We start from the raw sequence: 17,709 nt of genomic DNA, 5'->3' as shown, positions 1-17,709 counted from the left end.
CAACTCTTTAGCCTGTTTTACATGGAGCTTATATGTCATTCAGTCGGCGTCAGTTTCTTCAGGCATCGGGAATCGCACTATGTGCAGGCGCGATTCCCTTCAGGGCGAATGCTGCTGGTCAGCAGCAGCCGTTGCCTGTTCCGCCGTTGCTGGAGTCCCGTCGCGGACAGCCGCTATTTATGACGCTACAGCGAGCGCACTGGTCTTTCACGCAGGGCACGCGCGCGCCGGTTTGGGGAGTAAACGGTCGTTATCTGGGGCCGACAATCCGCGTCTGGAAAGGCGATGACGTTAAACTCATCTATAGCAACCGTCTGGCGGAAAATGTCTCCATGACGGTTGCTGGTTTACTGGTGCCGGGGCCGCTGATGGGGGGGCCAGCGCGTATGATGTCGCCGAACGCCGACTGGGCACCAGTGTTGCCGATTCGCCAGAGCGCCGCGACGCTGTGGTATCACGCCAACACGCCTAACCGCACTGCGCAGCAGGTGTATAACGGCCTGGCCGGAATGTGGCTGGTCGAAGACGACATCAGTAAAACGCTGCCCATTCCGAACCATTACGGCGTGGATGATTTTCCCGTCATTATCCAGGATAAGCGGCTGGATAACTTTGGGACGCCGGAGTACAGCGAACCGGGAAGCGGCGGTTTTGTCGGCGATACGTTGCTGGTGAACGGCGCGCAAAGCCCCTATGTCGAAGTGTCCCGCGGCTGGGTGCGGTTACGGTTATTGAACGCCTCGAACTCGCGCCGGTATCAGCTCCAGATGAGCGATGGCCGGGCGCTGCATGTGATTTCAGGCGATCAGGGCTTTTTACCTGCGCCGGTTTCCGTCAAACAGTTGTCACTGGCACCCGGCGAGCGACGTGAGATCCTGGTTGATATGACTAACGGGGATGAAGTCTCGATCACCTGTGGGGAAGCGGCCAGCATAGTCGATCGGATTCGCGGTTTCTTTGAGCCTTCCAGTATTCTGGTTTCTACCCTGGTGCTGACGTTGCGGCCAACCGGATTGCTGCCGCTGGTGACCGATAATCTGCCGATGCGTCTGTTGCCGACGGAGATCATGAGCGGCGCGCCTATCCGCAGCCGGGACATTAGTCTTGGCGACGATCCGGGGATCAATGGCCAACTGTGGGATGTGAATCGCATTGATATTACCGCCCAGCAAGGCTCCTGGGAGCGCTGGACGGTACGCGCCGATATGCCGCAATCGTTCCATATTGAGGGCGTCTCTTTCCTGATTCGTAACGTCAACGGCGCTATGCCGTTCCCGGAGGATAGAGGCTGGAAAGATACCGTCTGGGTGGATGGGCAAGTTGAATTGCTGGTCTACTACGGTCAGCCGTCCTGGCCGCACTTCCCGTTCTATTTCAACAGCCAGACGCTGGAAATGGCGGATCGCGGCTCGATTGGGCAGATGCTGGTAAACCCGGCGCCATAATCCTTTTCTCGCCCGTCAGGGCGAGAGGTGAATACCTTTCGATTTCTCCTTCGTTCCGGCTTATAATCCCCGGCCTTTGATTATTTTTTTACCATTTTTGGAAGCACTATGAGCGCAACATCCCTGATCCAACCGGATCGCGACCTTTTCTCCTGGCCGCAGTACTGGGCCGCCTGCTTTGGGCCGGCGCCGTTTTTGCCGATGTCACGTGACGAAATGGATCAACTTGGCTGGGATAGCTGCGACATTATTTTGGTGACGGGCGACGCGTATGTCGATCATCCGAGTTTCGGCATGGCCATTTGTGGCCGTATGCTGGAATCCCAGGGCTTCCGCGTCGGTATCATCGCTCAGCCGGACTGGAACAGCAAAGACGACTTTATGCGTCTGGGCAAACCGAACCTGTTTTTCGGCGTCACCGCCGGCAACATGGACTCGATGATCAACCGCTACACCGCCGACCGTAAGCTGCGTCACGACGATGCCTATACGCCGGATAACGTGGCGGGCAAGCGCCCGGACAGAGCCACTCTGGTCTATACCCAGCGTTGCAAAGAAGCGTGGAAAGATGTACCGGTGATCCTCGGCGGCATTGAGGCCAGTCTGCGCCGTACCGCGCATTACGACTACTGGTCTGATACTGTGCGCCGTTCCGTGTTAGTCGATTCCAAAGCCGACATGTTGATGTTCGGCAACGGTGAGCGTCCGCTGGTGGAAGTGGCGCACCGTCTGGCAATGGGTGAAACCATCGATCAGATTCGCGACGTGCGTAACACTGCGATTATGGTTAAAGAAGCTCTGCCTGGCTGGAGCGGCGTCGACTCCACTCGTCTGGACACGCCGGGTAAAATCGATCCAATCCCCCATCCCTATGGCGAGGATCTGCCGTGCGCGGATAACAAGCCGGTCGCGCCGAAAAAGCAGGAAGCTAAGGCGATTACCGTGCAGCCGCCGCGTCCGAAGCCGTGGGAAAAAACCTATATCCTGTTGCCATCCTTTGAAAAGGTGAAAGGCGACAAAGTGCTGTACGCCCATGCGTCGCGTATTCTGCATCACGAAACTAACCCTGGCTGCGCGCGGGCGCTGATGCAAAAGCACGGCGACCGCTATGTCTGGATTAACCCGCCCGCTATACCGCTCTCCACTGAAGAGATGGATAGCGTGTTTGCGCTGCCGTATCAGCGCGTACCGCACCCGGCTTACGGCAATGCCCGCATTCCGGCCTATGAAATGATCCGCTTTTCGATCAATATCATGCGTGGCTGCTTTGGTGGCTGCTCTTTCTGCTCGATCACCGAACATGAAGGACGCATTATTCAGAGCCGCTCGGAAGACTCTATCATCAACGAGATCGAAGCGATCCGCGACACGGTGCCGGGGTTTACCGGCGTGATCTCCGATCTGGGTGGTCCTACCGCGAACATGTATATGCTGCGCTGTAAGTCGCCGCGTGCGGAGCAGACCTGTCGTCGCCTGTCGTGCGTGTATCCGGATATCTGTCCGCATATGGATACTGACCATACGCCGACGATCAATCTTTATCGCCGCGCCCGCGAGCTGAAAGGCATTAAGAAAATCTTAATTGCCTCCGGCGTGCGCTACGACATCGCCGTGGAAGATCCTCGCTACATTAAAGAGCTGGCGAGCCATCATGTGGGCGGCTATCTGAAGATTGCGCCGGAGCATACTGAAGAAGGTCCGCTGTCGAAAATGATGAAACCGGGTATGGGCAGCTACGATCGCTTTAAAGAGTTGTTTGACCTTTACTCTAAACAGGCCGGAAAAGAACAGTATCTGATCCCGTATTTTATCTCCGCGCATCCGGGCACGCGGGACGAAGATATGGTGAATCTGGCGCTGTGGCTGAAGCGCCACCGCTTCCGTCTGGATCAGGTGCAGAACTTCTACCCGTCACCGTTGGCGAATTCGACCACCATGTATTACACCGGCAAAAACCCGCTGGGTAAAATTGGTTATAAGAGTGAAGATGTGGTGGTGCCGAAGGGAGATAAGCAACGTCGCCTGCATAAGGCGCTGCTGCGTTATCACGATCCGGCGAACTGGCCGCTGATTCGCCAGGCGCTGGAAGCGATGGGGAAAAAACATTTGATTGGCGGTCGCCGTGAGTGTCTGGTGCCTGCGCCGACCATTGAAGAGATGCGCGAAGCGCGTCGCCAGAACCGCAGCACCCGCCCGGCGTTGACCAAACATACGCCAGTGGCGCATCAGCGACAGGGGCTTGCTGCTAATAAGAAGCGCGGGAAAGGCGCGGGGCGTTAAACGGTTTTACAGGTATCCTATCAGGCTGGATAAGGCGAAGCCGCCATCCAGCAACGATTACGCCTGGATTTGCCGAATTCTGGCCGCCAGCGCGGCCAGTTTTTCATCACCCGCCCGTTCATGATCGTGCGATGAGAGATACCCCTCGTAGCGCTCGAAAAATTTATTCTGTCGCGATTCGATAGGTTTCCATTCACTCAGATTAGCTGTGCCGTGCATCGGACTTAGCTTACTGTGCACATGATCGACGCCAAATCCCTCAAAAAACATCCCGGTACGGCCCACATCCACAAACGCCTTATCCAGCAGTTTCGCCACTTTTTGCGTCGCCAGCATCAGGTCCGCCAGCGCCTGCGGTGGTAGATCGAACGCGTAGCTGGGGTAATGTTTTTTCGGGATCACTACGGTAAACCCATCGGTATTCGGAAAAATGGACAAAAAAGCCAGGTGATGCTCATCTTCCCAAACTTTATGACAAGGCGCTTTACCTTCAACTATTTGACAGAAAATGCAGGTCATTCCATTTCTCCGTTAACCGAGGGGCTTATCGATGCGTTAAGCGTTTAATACAACCCTAACACTTTCCACCATGCGAGGCCGACTGTCAAAAAGACCGCCTGATTAAAGAGGCTGATAATAAATCCCGTTCGCCACCAGACGCCCGTCGGTACATAGCCGGCGCCAAAAAGAATAGGGCCGCGTGCGTGGGTATACTGCGTAAGAGAGCAGTACAGGCTGCTGGTAAACGCCAGCATAAGCGCCATCGGCGCCGCCGGTATATTCAGATGCAGACCGACGCCCAGAAACACCGCATACAGCGCGGCGATTTGCGCGTTGCCGCTGGCGAAAAAATAGTGGGTATAAAAATAGGCTGCGTTAAGCAGCAGCAGGATGATCATCCAACTGGTTCCATGCATCGTACTGCCGATGCTGTCGCCAATCAGGTTGCCAAACCAACTGGTGAATCCTAGTTTCTTCAACTGGTTAGCCATCATCAGCAGCGCGGCGAACCAAATCAACGTATCCCAGGCGCCTTTTTCGCTTTTAACGTCTTCCCAGGTGAGCACGCCGCTCAGTAATAAAATCGAGAGACCGACAAAAGAGGCCGTCGTGGCATCCACGCCAAGCGTGTCGCCAAAAATCCACAGCACCAGTAACACGCCGACGGTCGCCAGCATGAGCCACTCGCCGCGCGCCATATTGCCCATTTGCGCCAGCTCTTTGCGCGCCAGATCCGGCGCATTCGGCGTATGTTTAATCTCCGGACGCGTCAGCCAGTAGACCAGCAGCGGGACGATAAGAAGAGAGACCAGGCAAGGCAGGAGCGCTGCGATAAACCAGCTTCCCCAGCTCAACGTAACGCCGGCGTTCGCCGCCAGTTTTACCGCCAGCAGATTACCCGTATAACCGGTCATAAACAGTGCGGCGGTGACGTCGTTAACATTGCCAATACAGGTGATCAGAAAGGTGCCGATTTTACTGCGAGACTCATCTTCCGGATGTGAATCAAAGCTGCGCGCCAGCGAGTCGGCGATCGGGTAAATCACGCCGCCGCAGCGCGCGGTGTTACTGGGCATCGCGGGGGAGAGGATCAGATCGGCAAACGCCAGGCCATAGGCCAGGCCCAGCGTTCGTTTACCTAACAGACGGATCATTTGTAGGGCGATACGCCGACCCAGCCCGGTTTTGATAAACCCACGGGCAATCATAAATGCCACGACGATAAGCCAGATCAGTGAACTGTTCAGCTCGCTCAATGCCGTGGTAATCGCGCCGCTGGCCGTTTTATCGCCGGCGGCATAGGCGAGCGCAAAGACGGTGATGCCGATAATACCGACCGCGCCAATAGGCAGCACTTTCGCCACAATTGAGGCGATCGTCGCGACAAAAATAATCGCGGAATGCCAGGCCGGCGCGCTTAACCCGGAAGGGGGCGTTAGCTGCCACAGTCCGGCGGCGATCACCAGAATAAGAATGAATGGGAGCCATTTGACGCCCTGAGATTTTTTTTCCGCCACAATCACACATCCATAAATATTTTATATGCATTAAGTAAGCTGATAATTAATATGAATAAATTTTCATAAAATCAGAATAATGCTGCGCTTGTGCGCGGGGGAAATATACTGTTAAATGTGCGCCAATTGTTTCTTAATATTTCGGAATGCAAAAAAGCCCGACGAAATCGTCGGGCATGAAGCGCGGTAAGTCCGGCTTAGCCGCCGAACTGATCCGGATCGGGACCGAGGCGTTTTCCTTGATCCAGTTTTGCGATCTCGCCTAATTCATCTTTATCGAGACGGAAATCCCAGACAGCAAAGTTTTCCGCGATACGGGAAGGGGTGACGGATTTCGGGATGACGACCAGCCCGCAGTCCAGATGCCAGCGAATAACAATCTGAGCGGGCGTTTTGCCGTATTTATCCGCCAGCTCGCGAATCACTTTCTGATCGAATACGCCTTCGCCGCCCTGCGCCAGCGGGCTCCAGGATTCGGTCTGGATTTTATGCGTCGCATTCCACGCATGTAGCTGGCGCTGTTGCATCAAGGGGTGTAGCTCGATCTGGTTGATTACGGGGGTAACGCCGGTTTCATCGATCAGACGCTGGAGGTGATGGATCTGAAAGTTACAGACCCCGATACTCTTTACCAGCCCCTCTTTTTGCAGCGCGATCATGCCCTTCCAGGCTTCCACATAGTGATCGATAGCCGGTACGGGCCAGTGCATCAGATAGAGATCGAGATAATCAAGCTGCAGTTTTTTCAGACTCTCCTGCAGGGCTTCGCGGGGACGTTTTTGATCGTCATTCCACAACTTGGTGGTGATAAACAGTTCTTCCCGCGCTACGTTCGCTTCTTTTAGCGCTTTACCGACGCCCTCTTCATTCTGATACGCAGTGGCGGTATCAATCGATCGATAGCCCACCTCCAGCGCTTTATGAATCGCCGCGATCACCTCTTCATTGCTTGCTTTCCAGACTCCCAGTCCAAGTTGTGGCATTACGTTGCCATCCTGTAGCCTGATAATGGTTGGATTAGCCATGATGTGTTCCTCTTTTAATTGGCTCGCCGGAGTCGGGTCCGGCGAGACTAAGTGACTTAAGTCTGGACGAAATGGCCAAAAACGAAAGTCAGAGGCGAAAAAACCTTAGCGCGCCGCTTCGTAAATCCGACGACTGACATCCAGCGTAATATCCTGATTTTCACCTAAATTTGTGCATCCATGCGCCTCAAGTTTGGCCAGTAGTGCCGGAATAGCGCTGCCATCCAGACCGTAATCGGACAGGCGTGTAGGCACGCCCATTTGTTCGAAGAAATGGCGGGTGGCGGCAATGGCGGCATCAATACGTTCGTCGTCGGAACCGTCGGTGATATTCCATACACGTTCAGCGTATTGCAGGAGTTTTGCGCGTTTAACGTCGCGTTTTTCGTTCCATAGCGCAGGCAGAATGATAGCCAGCGTTTGGGCATGATCGAGACCGTGCATCGCCGTAAGCTCATGACCCAGCATATGCGTCGCCCAGTCCTGCGGAACGCCAGCGCCAATCAGGCCATTTAACGCCTGAGTGGCGGCCCACATCACGTTAGCGCGGACGTCATAGTTTTCAGGCTCTTGCAGCGCTTTGGGACCTTCTTCGATCAGTGTGAGTAAAATGCCTTCGGCGAAACGATCCTGAATTTTGCCGTTAACCGGGTAAGTGACGTACTGCTCAACGGTATGGACGAAAGCATCCACGACGCCGTTCGCAACCTGGCGCGGCGGTAATGTATAAGTGTAGACCGGATCGAGTACGGCAAATACCGGTTGCACGAACGAGGAGTGGAAGGCCTGTTTATCGCCAGTGGTTTTACGGGAAATGACTGCGCCGGCGTTCGATTCTGAGCCGGTTGCCGGCAGGGTCAGCACGGACCCCATCGGGATTGCGCTACGAATCTCAGTACCGCCGGTTTCCAGAATGTGCCACGGATCGACGCCGTCCGCATACTGCGCCGCTGCGGCGATAAATTTGGTGCCGTCCAGTACGGAGCCGCCGCCAACGGCCAGCAGGAATGTAATATTTTCGTCGCGTACAAGCTGAACGGCCTTCATCAGCGTTTCATAGGACGGGTTCGGTTCGATACCGCCAAACTCCCTAACGTCCAGCCCTTTTAACGCCTCCTGAACTTGCGCCAGTACGCCGGTCTTTTTCACGCTACCGCCGCCATAGGTAATCAGCACATGGGCGTCCTGCGGGATCTGATCGCGAAGATCGACGATTGCGCCTTTACCAAACAGAATGCGGGTAGGTGTATGTAATTTAAAATTGTTCATTGCTCATTCCCTTATATGGGTAAAAAGAGGGCAGACGGCTGTCTGCCTGATGGTCATCATTGTGGTCTTGTGATAGATGTCTCTCAATGCACATTTCTGCCAATGTTTTGCCTATTTCTCCAGAATGCTGGAGAAAATCGCTAAAAATGCGCACAATCCAGCGGAGTGGATTTGATAAAAGAATGGCGCGTTATGAATCGTGAAGCAATTTGCTTACAGCTAGCGGATAAAATTAATTATTTGAAAAATAATGATAAAATAATCAGCGAGCGACTACCGGGTATTCGTCTGTTATATGGCGTTGAGCCGGGACCGCGCACGCCGGTCATGTATCAGCCTGGCATCATATTTCTCTTTTCCGGCCATAAAATTGGCTATATTAATGAACGCGAGTTTCGTTACGACGCTAATGAATATCTTTTACTGACCGTGCCGCTCCCTTTTGAATGCGAGACCTGGGCGACGCCGGAGATACCGCTGGCCGGTATTCGGATCGACATTGATGTGCTGCAACTGCAAGAGTTGCTCATGGACATTGGCGAAGATGAGCGTTTCCAGTTGCCGATGGCGGCCAGCGGGATTAACTCCGCCACGCTGTCGGACGAGATTTTATGCGCGGTGGAAAGGTTGCTGGATGTGATGGAGCGCCCGCTGGATGCGCGGATTCTGGGAAAACAGATTATTCGCGAAATTCTTTATCATGTGCTGATGGGGCCGCGCGGCGGGGCGCTGCTTGCACTGGTTAGTCGTCAGACGCACTTTAGCCTGATCAGTCGCGTACTTAAACAGATCGAAATGAAATACACTGAGAATCTGAATGTTGAGCAACTGGCGGCAGAAGCGAACATGAGCGTGTCGGCATTTCACCATAATTTTAAGGCGGTCACCAGCACCTCGCCGTTGCAATATTTAAAAAGCTACCGACTGCATAAGGCGCGGATGATGATGATTCACGACGGTATGAAGGCCAGCGCCGCGGCGATGCGGGTCGGCTATGAGAGCGCATCGCAGTTTAGCCGGGAGTTTAAACGTTATTTTGGCGTGACGCCGGGCGAAGATGCGGCAAGAATGCGGACAATGCAAGGGAGCTAAGTGGGTCATCCCGCCACAGGCCAACGAAGCGTAACCGGGCCATCCTGGCCGGTTATGGATGCCTCAGGCGTTACAGTATTTCTTTTTAATCACCACGACCAGCGTACCTAACAGCCCGGCGACCAATAGCGCGATGGGAAGGATCATTAAAAATGTCATTACCTGGTCTTCATGGCGCTTAACAAACGGGATCATACTGAGCGCGTAGCCGAAGCTGGTCACGACAGTCACCCACAGCAGGCCGCTTAACCAGTTAAAAAACTGAAACCGGCGGTTGGAAAGGCCGGAAATACCCGCCATCGTTGGCAGCAGAGTGCGGACAAACGCCAGAAAACGCCCGGCAAGCAACGCTAACAAACCGTGACGGTCAAACATGCAGGTGGCGCGCTGATGATATTTTGCCGGAAGCTGCGCCAGCCAGCCTTTGACGGTACGCGTATTACCGAGCCAGCGTCCCTGGATATAACTTAGCCAGCAGCCGAGACTGGCCGCGGCGGTGAGAATGCCAATTGTTGGCAAAAAATGCATCACATCCTGGGCGATCAGCGCGCCTGCCAGTAGCAGCAGACTATCGCCGGGTAAGAATGACGCTGGCAGCAGACCGTTTTCTAAAAATAGCGTGGCGAACATGACAAAGTAGACGACGCTAACAACGTGTGGATTCGCCAGCGCGGCAAAATCATGTTGCCAGAGCGCAGCGATAATATCTTGAATGACAGCCATGAACTTTCCTGTGGAACAGCATTTACGCTTTTATGTGCCTATTGTACTCCTGAATCGCCCGGGATGCCTTGATCCCGGACGCAACAAACGCAGACTTTTCCACGGAAATTGTCTGCATATATGTCCATCTGCGGCAACTTTACACAATTCTGGCGAATCCGGCGGCTAAATCAGCGATTAAATCATCAACATTCTCTAAACCAATATGCACCCGGACCAGCGTACCGGTAAAATCTACGCCGCCTGCGGGACGAATCGCGGCGATCTGTTCCGGCTGATTGGCGAGAATCAGCGATTCGTAGCCTCCCCAGGAGTAGGCCATACTGAACAGCGAAAAGTTATCCAGATAGGCTGATAATTCTGCCTCGGTCAGCTTTTTATTGAGCACGAAGGAAAACAGACCGCTGCTGCCTGTAAAGTCTCGTTTCCAGAACGCATGACCTTTGCTACCCGGCAGGGCCGGATGATTAACGCGCGCGACCTGAGGATGGTTCGCCAGCCACGCGGCGATTTTGAGGCTGCTTTCATGATGCTGGCGTAGTCGGACGCCGAGCGTGCGCAGACCGCGGCTGGTCATGTAAGCCGTGTCCGCGTCGAGCATTTGCCCCATCAGATAGGCGTTTTCCCGCAATTGTTCCCAGCAGCGCGCATTTGCAACGGCAGTACCGACCATCGCGTCAGAATGACCAATCAGATACTTGGTGCCTGCCTGGATAGAGATATCGATATCGAACTCCAGCGCGTTAAACAGAACGCCAGCCGCCCAGGTATTATCCATCATGATGACGGCTTCTGGCGCGACGCGTCTCACCGCACTGACAATGGTCGGAATATCATGTACTTCCATGGTAATAGAGCCGGGGGATTCCAGAAATACGACTTTCGTGTTCGGCTGAATATGTTGCATGATATCCGCGCCGATGAGCGGGTCGAACCAGCTTGTCGTCACGCCCAGTTTGCCGAGAATTTTGCTGCAGAAATCCTGGCTGGGTTCATAGGCTGTGTTAGTCATCAGGACGTGGTCGCCCTGTTCAACGAATGCCAGAATGGTGTTGGCGACCGCCGCCGCGCCGCACGGGAAGAGCGCGCATCCGGCGCCACCTTCCAGTTCACACATGGCTTCCTGGAGCGAAAAGTGGGTCAGCGTTCCCCGACGTCCGTAAAATAATTCGCCGTTGGCGCGATTGCGGGTGGCGTGTTTTTTGGCCTCGACGGTGTCAAATACCAGTGAAGAAGCGCGTTGAATCACACTATTCACTGAGCCAAGCGTGTATTTTTTGCTGCGTCCTGCGTTTACCAGTTTGGTATCCAACTGTTTATCCGTCATGTTGCGCTTCCTGATTTTAACCGTCTGGATGTCTAAACTAGCATGAATATAACAATCTGCATCCTGGCTACGTGTGATACAGATGAAAATTTTGCCAAAATAAAAACAGGTGACTTTTTTACTGCGTAAGCGCAAAGAAAAAGCATCAAAGGTGCGGCAGTATGTAAATAGTAATGAGAACGACTATCAATTCGACGTCGTTTTGATATTATTATGCTCAGATTTTGTGATTTGCGTCCTGGAGATACAGAGTGGGTAATAATTTGATGCAGACGGATCTTTCCGTCTGGGGTATGTATCAGCACGCCGATATTGTCGTGAAGTGCGTGATGATTGGTCTGATTCTGGCGTCGGTCGTCACCTGGGCTATCTTCTTCAGTAAAAGCGTTGAATTTTTCACTCAAAAGCGCCGCTTAAAGCGTGAACAACTGCAATTAGCCGATGCGCGCTCCTTAGATCAGGCTTCCGATATTGCGGCAGGTTTCAGCGCAAAAAGCCTCAGCGCGCAGCTCATCAATGAAGCGCAGAATGAGCTGGAACTCTCTCAGGGCAGCGAAGATAACGAAGGGATTAAAGAACGTACCGGCTTCCGTCTGGAACGTCGCGTCGCGGCGGTTGGCCGCTACATGGGACGAGGCAACGGTTATCTGGCGACGATCGGCGCCATTTCCCCCTTCGTCGGGTTGTTTGGTACCGTATGGGGCATTATGAATAGCTTCATCGGTATTGCGCAAACGCAGACTACCAACCTGGCGGTGGTCGCTCCTGGTATTGCGGAAGCGCTGCTGGCGACGGCGATTGGGCTGGTAGCCGCGATCCCGGCGGTCGTCATTTACAACATCTTCGCACGTCAGATAGGCAGTTACAAAGCAACGCTGGGCGACGTAGCGGCGCAGGTATTGCTGCTGCAAAGCCGCGATCTCGATCTGAATGCGAGCGCCTGCGCGCAGCCGGTACGCGCCGCGCAGAAATTACGGGTAGGGTAATGCGTCATGGCAATGCGTCTTAACGAAAACCTGGATGACAACGGTGAAATGCATGAAATCAACGTGACGCCGTTTATCGATGTCATGTTGGTTCTGTTGATTATCTTTATGGTGGCTGCGCCGCTGGCGACGGTGGATGTCAAGGTGAATCTGCCCGCTTCTACCAGTACGCCGCAGCCGCGCCCGGAAAAACCGATTTATCTGTCGGTGAAAGCGGATAACACCATGTTTATCGGTAACGATCCGGTGACGGATGATACGATGATTGCCGAGCTAACGGCCCTGACGGAAGGGAAAAAGGATACTACGATTTTCTTCCGCGCGGATAAAACCGTAGATTATGAAACCCTGATGAAAGTGATGGATATGCTGCATCAGGCGGGCTATCTCAAGATTGGTCTGGTCGGCGAAGAGACCGCAAAAGCGAAATAAGTATTCTGCTGACGCTGTAGGCCGGGTAAGGCGAAGCCGCTACCCGGCTTTTTATTGCCTAAGATGGCGCTCTGCTTAACAGAATTGCGCCAGCTTAATCTACTCCATTCGTTAGCCTAAATGTTCCCCGCCGCACACGCCGTGCACTTCTGCGGTAACGTAACTTGATTCCTGACTTGCCAGATAGACATACACCGGGGCCAGCTCTGCCGGTTGACCGGCCCGCTTCATTGGCGTCTGCTGGCCAAACTGCGGAATTTTATCCTGTGTTTGGCCGCCAGAAATTTGCAGCGCTGTCCAGATAGGGCCAGGCGCGACAATATTCACGCGAATTCCTTTTTCCGCCACCTGTTTCGCCAGGCCGCGGCTGTAATTGAGGATTGCCGCCTTGGTTGCCGCATAATCCAGCAGGTGCGGACTGGGCTGATACGCCTGGATAGACGACGTCGTGATAATACTGGCGCCTTTTGGCAGCAGCGGAATCGCTTCCTGGGTTATCCAGAACAGGGCAAAAACGTTAACGGCGAAGGTTTGCTGAAATTGCTCACTGGTCAGATCTTTTATCTCCGGGATTGCTGTCTGTTTACCGGCTACCAGCGCCAGAATGTCCAGCCCACCCAGCGCTTCACGCGCCTTATGGACCAGCGAACGGGCGAAAGATTCGTCGCTAAGATCGCCTGGCAGTAACACCGCTTTACGGCCGCACTCCTCAATCAGCGTTTTAACCTGCTGGGCGTCCTCTTCTTCCGCCGGTAGATAGTTGATCGCGACATCTGCGCCTTCACGCGCGTAAGCGATGGCGGCAGCGCGCCCAATCCCGGAGTCGCCCCCTGTCACCAGCGCCTTACGATCTTTAAGGCGACCACTGCCGACATAACTTTTTTCGCCGCAGTCAGGAACAGGCGTCATTTTCGCCTGGACGCCGGGCGCCGGCTGTTTTTGCTTAGGATACTCGCCGGTATAATACTGCGTGGTAGGGTCGTATAGATGAGACATTGAGCTTCTCCCTTCAGGTTGAACACCTTTTAAGCGTAGACACTTTTACTACCGTAAGAGGGATAATCAGAACGATCCTTATGCTTCGCCCGTATTCACAACAGAGTTAACTAGCCATGACGGTTATTTTTCTTGCCGTGCGACGGTGGCGACGTTGCGCGTCCGGTAGTCGCCATCGGAAAGCTTACGCGTCAGACGTAAGGTTGCCGTCTCGCGAGCCAGCAGATGCTGCCAGTCACTTTCAAGACGAGACATAATTTTGTCTCGTAATTCAGGATGCTGCTCGATAATGGCATTGATGGTCGCGCCATAAATCTCCTCTTTGACCTGTAATGCATAAATCTCCCGTCGGTTTTGCCACTTCAGGCGCACTAACGCCGCCGGTATGGATACCACTTCTTGCGTTACCTTTTCCAGAGTGGCATTTTTACTGGCGATTAGTGCTGCAAGATTTTGCTTTAAGATAAATTCATCGCTTTTATGGTTATCTAAAGCCAAATAAACGTTATTATCTTCGACCTCTTTCATCTTTATCTTCCAGTGAATAAAATAGCGGCGTATTGGTCTCGCGAGTGATTAAATTAAGCCAAATGGCATTGCCTTTTTCATTTATCATTGCGGTTTTATCCGTCAGTATTTTACTTAGCGTTTGGGCGTCAATATCGCCTTCAGCCTGTAGTGCGTTTATCAGACGGGCAAACGTTTCAATTTTAGCCACACAATACAGACGTTCTTTAATATGACGGTCGCGTTCTTCAAATAATACGTTTCTGGGTTGCCCGGCAGCGTTAGCGCTAATTAAAATATCGGGCTCGTAATCGCTGAGTTTTGTCTTTCCCTGAGCCAAATTTTTACTGTTTTCTGTGGCTTCAGGGGGCGGCAATGACAGGCGAAAATGAGAGGAAACCAGATGCTCAGGAAGCATGACTAAATATCCTTTACGATCAGCGGTATACTATTTTTAATAGTGTAGGTTTCGTTGACAATAACATGGTGTAATTTTAAAATCAAAAAAAATGGAGCCTGCTATGAACAGTATTTTTTATTCTGTTATTATATTGCTATTACTGACTGGCGCGATACTCTTCCTGATGTGGGAGGTTAATAAAAAACGTCCTGGTGGAAAAGCCGTAAATTTAAATCAAACTGAACCCATGACAAAGGAAGAGGGTGAAGATCATTTTTCAGTATTAATGAATTCGATAACGCCGGTATGGTACTGGCGCGTTAACCATGAATATATCGATTTCCTTCATGCAACGATAAAACGAATGACAATGACTGAGTTGAATGAAACGCCCGGATTATTTGACGCTCAACGCCGTTGCAGCGACCTTAACTCTGCCGTTTATAAGTATTACGACAATATTAAGAAGCGTTGTCTGAACGGTGAAAAGGTGCCGTATTCGGATTTGGACGTCCTTAATTTACGTCAGTGTTTTCGGGAGTTCAGTCTTGAAGCCTACCCGGCGTTGGTAGCGCTGGTATGGCCTGAATATCAGCGCCCACAGGTTAAACCGGATGAGATTTAACTGGCATGTTGATCTGATGTTGCATGGTTGAGATATACTGTTGCTGGTTTTAGTTACCTGACAGGTCCCTATGGAACGCTTTCTTGAAAATGTAATGTATGCGTCTCGCTGGCTGCTCGCGCCGGTGTATTTTGGCCTCTCTTTGGCGCTGATCGCTTTAGCGTTAAAGTTTTTCCAGGAAATTCTACACGTTCTGCCGAATGTTTTTGCCCTGGCGGAGGCCGATCTGATCCTGGTACTGTTATCGCTGGTTGATATGACGCTGGTCGGCGGGTTGCTGGTAATGGTCATGTTCTCCGGGTATGAAAATTTTGTCTCTCAGTTGGATATCTCGGCGGGCAAAGAGAAACTGAACTGGCTGGGGAAAATGGATGCGACTTCGCTAAAAAATAAGGTGGCGGCATCGATAGTTGCTATCTCTTCCATTCACCTGTTACGCGTGTTTATGGATGCGAAAAACGTCCCGGATAACAAATTAATGTGGTACGTCATCATCCATCTAACCTTTGTCCTGTCGGCGTTCGTGATGGGCTATCTTGACAGGTTGACGCGGCATAACCATTGAGCCGTTGTCAACGGCGGAGCAGTCGGGCAAAGGACGCTGAGCCCGGCTGTAAAACGCCGCTTCTTTAACGGCGGATAATCGTGTCCCTTCTGCCTTACGCAATATTTCTACTACATCCATACATTTGCTAAGTAATAACACTGAAAGATTTTCTCTGTGTTCACAGATATATAACATCTGTGCGCGCGTAAACGGCGATAACTGTAAAAAAATGGAGAATGCATTATATATTCTCCGCGCCTTGCCGATAACGAGAGTACGTCATCGTCTGATGACGAATCTCTTATATTCAGCAAGGAAATTCATATGCGTTTGCTGCAAAACTTTACTATTCGTATGGTCATGCTGACGATACTGGGGCTTTTTTGTCTACTCTGGTCGGGGGTGGGGTTATACAGCGTCCATGCATTATCCGAAGTTTCGGAAGGAAATGATATTGACCGACATCTTGTGCGGCAAATGACAGTGCTAAGCCAGGGTAACGATCAATATTTCCGCTTTGTTACCCGCCTTAGCCGCGCGATGGATGTAAAAATCGGCGGCGGCACGCCCGATTTTGCGCCCGCTCAGCAGTCGCTCGAGAATATGCGTCAGAAGCTGGAGGAGATGAAAACGTTATCGCCAGGGCCGATGAACCCTGATATCTCAATGGCGGTGTTGTCCAACTGGCAGGCCTTGCTGGAGAAAGGCGTTATTCCTCAAATGCAACTGGCGCAGCAAGGATCGCTGACCGCCTGGAGCGAACATGCCAGTACGGTCACGCCTGCACTCAGCCGCGCGTTCGGCGCCAGCGCGGAACGGTTTAATCATGAAGCTGGCGCCATGCTGGATAACACCCGCGTGATGGTCGATGGTAAAACCTATACCATCCGCATCCTGCTTATCACGGCGGTGATTCTGGGTATTGGCATCCTGATTTTTACCGATCGCTATCTGGTTGCAATGATGGTGAAACCGCTGGAGCGCATCCGTCAGCAATTTCAGCGCATCGCGCAAGGCGATCTTAGCCAGCCGATTGAAACGTTAGGGCGTAACTGCGTAGGTCGGTTGGTGCCGCTACTGCGCGCGATGCAGGACAGTTTACGGGAAGCTGTGAGTACGATTCGCGCCGGAAGCGACAATATCTGGCGCGGCGCGACGGAAATTTCTACCGGCAATAATGATCTCTCCTCCCGAACGGAAGAACAGGCCGCCGCGTTGGAAGAGACCGCCGCCAGTATGGAACAGCTTACCGCAACGGTGAAACTGAATGCCGACCACGCCCGCCAGGCCAGCCAACTTGCGGATGCCGCCTCGGTAACGGCAGGAAAAGGCGGTGAGCTGGTTTCCGATGTGGTGGAAACGATGGATGGTATTTCCGCCAGTTCGCAGCAGATCGCCGAAATTACTACGGTGATTAATAGCATTGCTTTCCAGACCAATATTCTGGCCTTGAACGCAGCGGTAGAAGCGGCCAGAGCGGGCGAACAGGGACGCGGCTTCGCGGTGGTCGCTGGTGAGGTGCGTAATCTGGCCAGCCGCAGCGCGGGGGCGGCGAAAGAAATTGAAGCATTAATTGGCGAATCGGTACGCCGCGTAGAGCAGGGTGCGGAGCTGGTTAAAGAGACCGGAGCGACGATGGACGCTATCCTGCGCGGCGTCACAGAAGTGACGACGATAATGAAACAGATCGCGTCCGCCTCCGAAGAGCAAAGTAAAGGTATCTCTCAGGTTGGCGTGGCGATTACGCAAATGGATAGCGTTACGCAACAAAACGCCGCGCTGGTGGAGCAGGTTTCCGCGGCGGCGGCGGCGCTGGAGCGGCAGACGGAGGATTTGCAACGCTCTGTACAGCAGTTCCGGCTTTCTGCTGGTGAACCGCAACAGCGCGCAACGGCGAAAGCGGCGCTTGGCATTCAGAGAACGGCATCAGCTTCCGCGCAGGCTACTGATGAATGGGTAGCTTTCTGATGTGAAGCAAAAAAGCGCGTAATGCGCTGGCCTTCATTTAATTAGTAGCTATATAATTTATTATATAGC

Annotated in this window: 16 protein-coding genes and 1 pseudogene; 8 read left to right on the top strand and 9 right to left on the bottom strand. The window is 52.8% G+C overall.

Features of this window, described 5'->3' with window-relative positions; all coding sequences use genetic code 11:
• Positions 1 to 32: 32 nt before the first annotated feature.
• Together ftsP and AC3G3F_RS08025 are read left to right on the top strand one after the other, a co-directional pair.
• Positions 33 to 1,445, top strand: a complete 1,413-nt coding sequence (ftsP, locus tag AC3G3F_RS08030; RefSeq protein WP_023248564.1) for a cell division protein FtsP — start codon at positions 33 to 35, stop codon at positions 1,443 to 1,445.
• 108 nt (positions 1,446 to 1,553) lie between these two features.
• Positions 1,554 to 3,725: a YgiQ family radical SAM protein gene (locus tag AC3G3F_RS08025; protein ID WP_488394769.1), complete on the top strand. Its 2,172-nt coding sequence runs from the start codon at positions 1,554 to 1,556 to the stop codon at positions 3,723 to 3,725.
• A gap of 57 nt (positions 3,726 to 3,782) precedes the next feature.
• On the opposite strand, the gene AC3G3F_RS08020 is transcribed toward AC3G3F_RS08025, so the two are convergent.
• The 4 genes and pseudogenes from AC3G3F_RS08020 to yqhD form a co-directional block, all read right to left on the bottom strand.
• A complete protein-coding gene (locus AC3G3F_RS08020; protein ID WP_023248562.1) occupies positions 3,783 to 4,244 on the bottom strand; it encodes an HIT family protein in 462 nt (153 codons plus the stop codon).
• A 44-nt stretch (positions 4,245 to 4,288) separates the two neighbouring features.
• Positions 4,289 to 5,774 (bottom strand): annotated as a pseudogene (locus tag AC3G3F_RS08015) (DASS family sodium-coupled anion symporter).
• Positions 5,775 to 5,940: 166 nt separating this feature from the next.
• Positions 5,941 to 6,768, bottom strand: a complete 828-nt coding sequence (dkgA, locus tag AC3G3F_RS08010; protein ID WP_000013103.1) for a 2,5-didehydrogluconate reductase DkgA — start codon at positions 6,766 to 6,768, stop codon at positions 5,941 to 5,943.
• A 105-nt stretch (positions 6,769 to 6,873) separates the two neighbouring features.
• A complete protein-coding gene (gene yqhD / locus AC3G3F_RS08005; protein WP_023248560.1) occupies positions 6,874 to 8,037 on the bottom strand; it encodes an alcohol dehydrogenase in 1,164 nt (387 codons plus the stop codon).
• Between the two features lie 192 nt (positions 8,038 to 8,229).
• On the opposite strand from yqhD, the gene AC3G3F_RS08000 reads away from it, so the two are divergent.
• The gene (locus tag AC3G3F_RS08000) at positions 8,230 to 9,129 is read left to right on the top strand and encodes an AraC family transcriptional regulator (RefSeq protein WP_023248559.1); all 900 of its coding nucleotides are present in this window, start codon (positions 8,230 to 8,232) and stop codon (positions 9,127 to 9,129) included.
• A 63-nt stretch (positions 9,130 to 9,192) separates the two neighbouring features.
• Here AC3G3F_RS08000 and yghB read toward each other — a convergent pair whose 3' ends face one another.
• Entirely contained in the window at positions 9,193 to 9,852 is a 660-nt protein-coding gene (gene yghB / locus AC3G3F_RS07995; RefSeq protein ID WP_023248558.1) for a DedA family general envelope maintenance protein YghB, read from the bottom strand.
• A gap of 139 nt (positions 9,853 to 9,991) precedes the next feature.
• Positions 9,992 to 11,179, bottom strand: a complete 1,188-nt coding sequence (metC, locus tag AC3G3F_RS07990) for a cystathionine beta-lyase (RefSeq protein ID WP_023248557.1) — start codon at positions 11,177 to 11,179, stop codon at positions 9,992 to 9,994.
• A gap of 251 nt (positions 11,180 to 11,430) precedes the next feature.
• On the opposite strand from metC, the gene exbB reads away from it, so the two are divergent.
• Together exbB and exbD are read left to right on the top strand one after the other, a co-directional pair.
• A complete protein-coding gene (gene exbB / locus AC3G3F_RS07985; RefSeq protein WP_023248556.1) occupies positions 11,431 to 12,165 on the top strand; it encodes a tol-pal system-associated acyl-CoA thioesterase in 735 nt (244 codons plus the stop codon).
• Positions 12,166 to 12,171: 6 nt separating this feature from the next.
• The gene (gene exbD / locus AC3G3F_RS07980) at positions 12,172 to 12,597 is read left to right on the top strand and encodes a TonB system transport protein ExbD (RefSeq protein WP_023248555.1); all 426 of its coding nucleotides are present in this window, start codon (positions 12,172 to 12,174) and stop codon (positions 12,595 to 12,597) included.
• 111 nt (positions 12,598 to 12,708) lie between these two features.
• Here the strand turns inward: exbD and AC3G3F_RS07975 are convergent, their stop codons facing one another.
• The 3 genes from AC3G3F_RS07975 to AC3G3F_RS07965 all read right to left on the bottom strand — a co-directional run bounded on the left by AC3G3F_RS07975 (position 12,709) and on the right by AC3G3F_RS07965 (position 14,518).
• Positions 12,709 to 13,593, bottom strand: a complete 885-nt coding sequence (locus tag AC3G3F_RS07975; protein ID WP_023248554.1) for an SDR family oxidoreductase — start codon at positions 13,591 to 13,593, stop codon at positions 12,709 to 12,711.
• 123 nt (positions 13,594 to 13,716) lie between these two features.
• Positions 13,717 to 14,121: a hypothetical protein gene (locus AC3G3F_RS07970; protein WP_023248553.1), complete on the bottom strand. Its 405-nt coding sequence runs from the start codon at positions 14,119 to 14,121 to the stop codon at positions 13,717 to 13,719.
• Positions 14,102 to 14,518 (bottom strand): hypothetical protein, encoded by a 417-nt coding sequence (locus tag AC3G3F_RS07965; RefSeq protein WP_023248552.1) that lies wholly within the window; start codon positions 14,516 to 14,518, stop codon positions 14,102 to 14,104. Before AC3G3F_RS07965 ends, AC3G3F_RS07970 begins: the two co-directional genes overlap by 20 nt.
• Positions 14,519 to 14,621: 103 nt before the next feature.
• Here AC3G3F_RS07965 and AC3G3F_RS07960 point away from each other — a divergent pair, with 103 nt between their 5' ends.
• The 3 genes from AC3G3F_RS07960 to AC3G3F_RS07950 all read left to right on the top strand — a co-directional run bounded on the left by AC3G3F_RS07960 (position 14,622) and on the right by AC3G3F_RS07950 (position 17,640).
• On the top strand, positions 14,622 to 15,125 hold the full coding sequence (locus tag AC3G3F_RS07960) for an ESA_00282 family adhesion-associated protein (protein ID WP_023248551.1): 504 nt from the start codon (positions 14,622 to 14,624) through the stop codon (positions 15,123 to 15,125).
• Between the two features lie 70 nt (positions 15,126 to 15,195).
• Entirely contained in the window at positions 15,196 to 15,690 is a 495-nt protein-coding gene (locus tag AC3G3F_RS07955) for a TIGR00645 family protein (protein WP_000439335.1), read from the top strand.
• Between the two features lie 306 nt (positions 15,691 to 15,996).
• Positions 15,997 to 17,640, top strand: coding sequence for a methyl-accepting chemotaxis protein (locus AC3G3F_RS07950; protein ID WP_488394764.1), 1,644 nt, complete (start codon positions 15,997 to 15,999; stop codon positions 17,638 to 17,640).
• Positions 17,641 to 17,709: the final 69 nt, after the last annotated feature.

Source organism: Salmonella sp. FC25216 (assembly GCF_057751355.1).
This window is presented reverse-complemented; position numbering and strand designations above follow the sequence as displayed.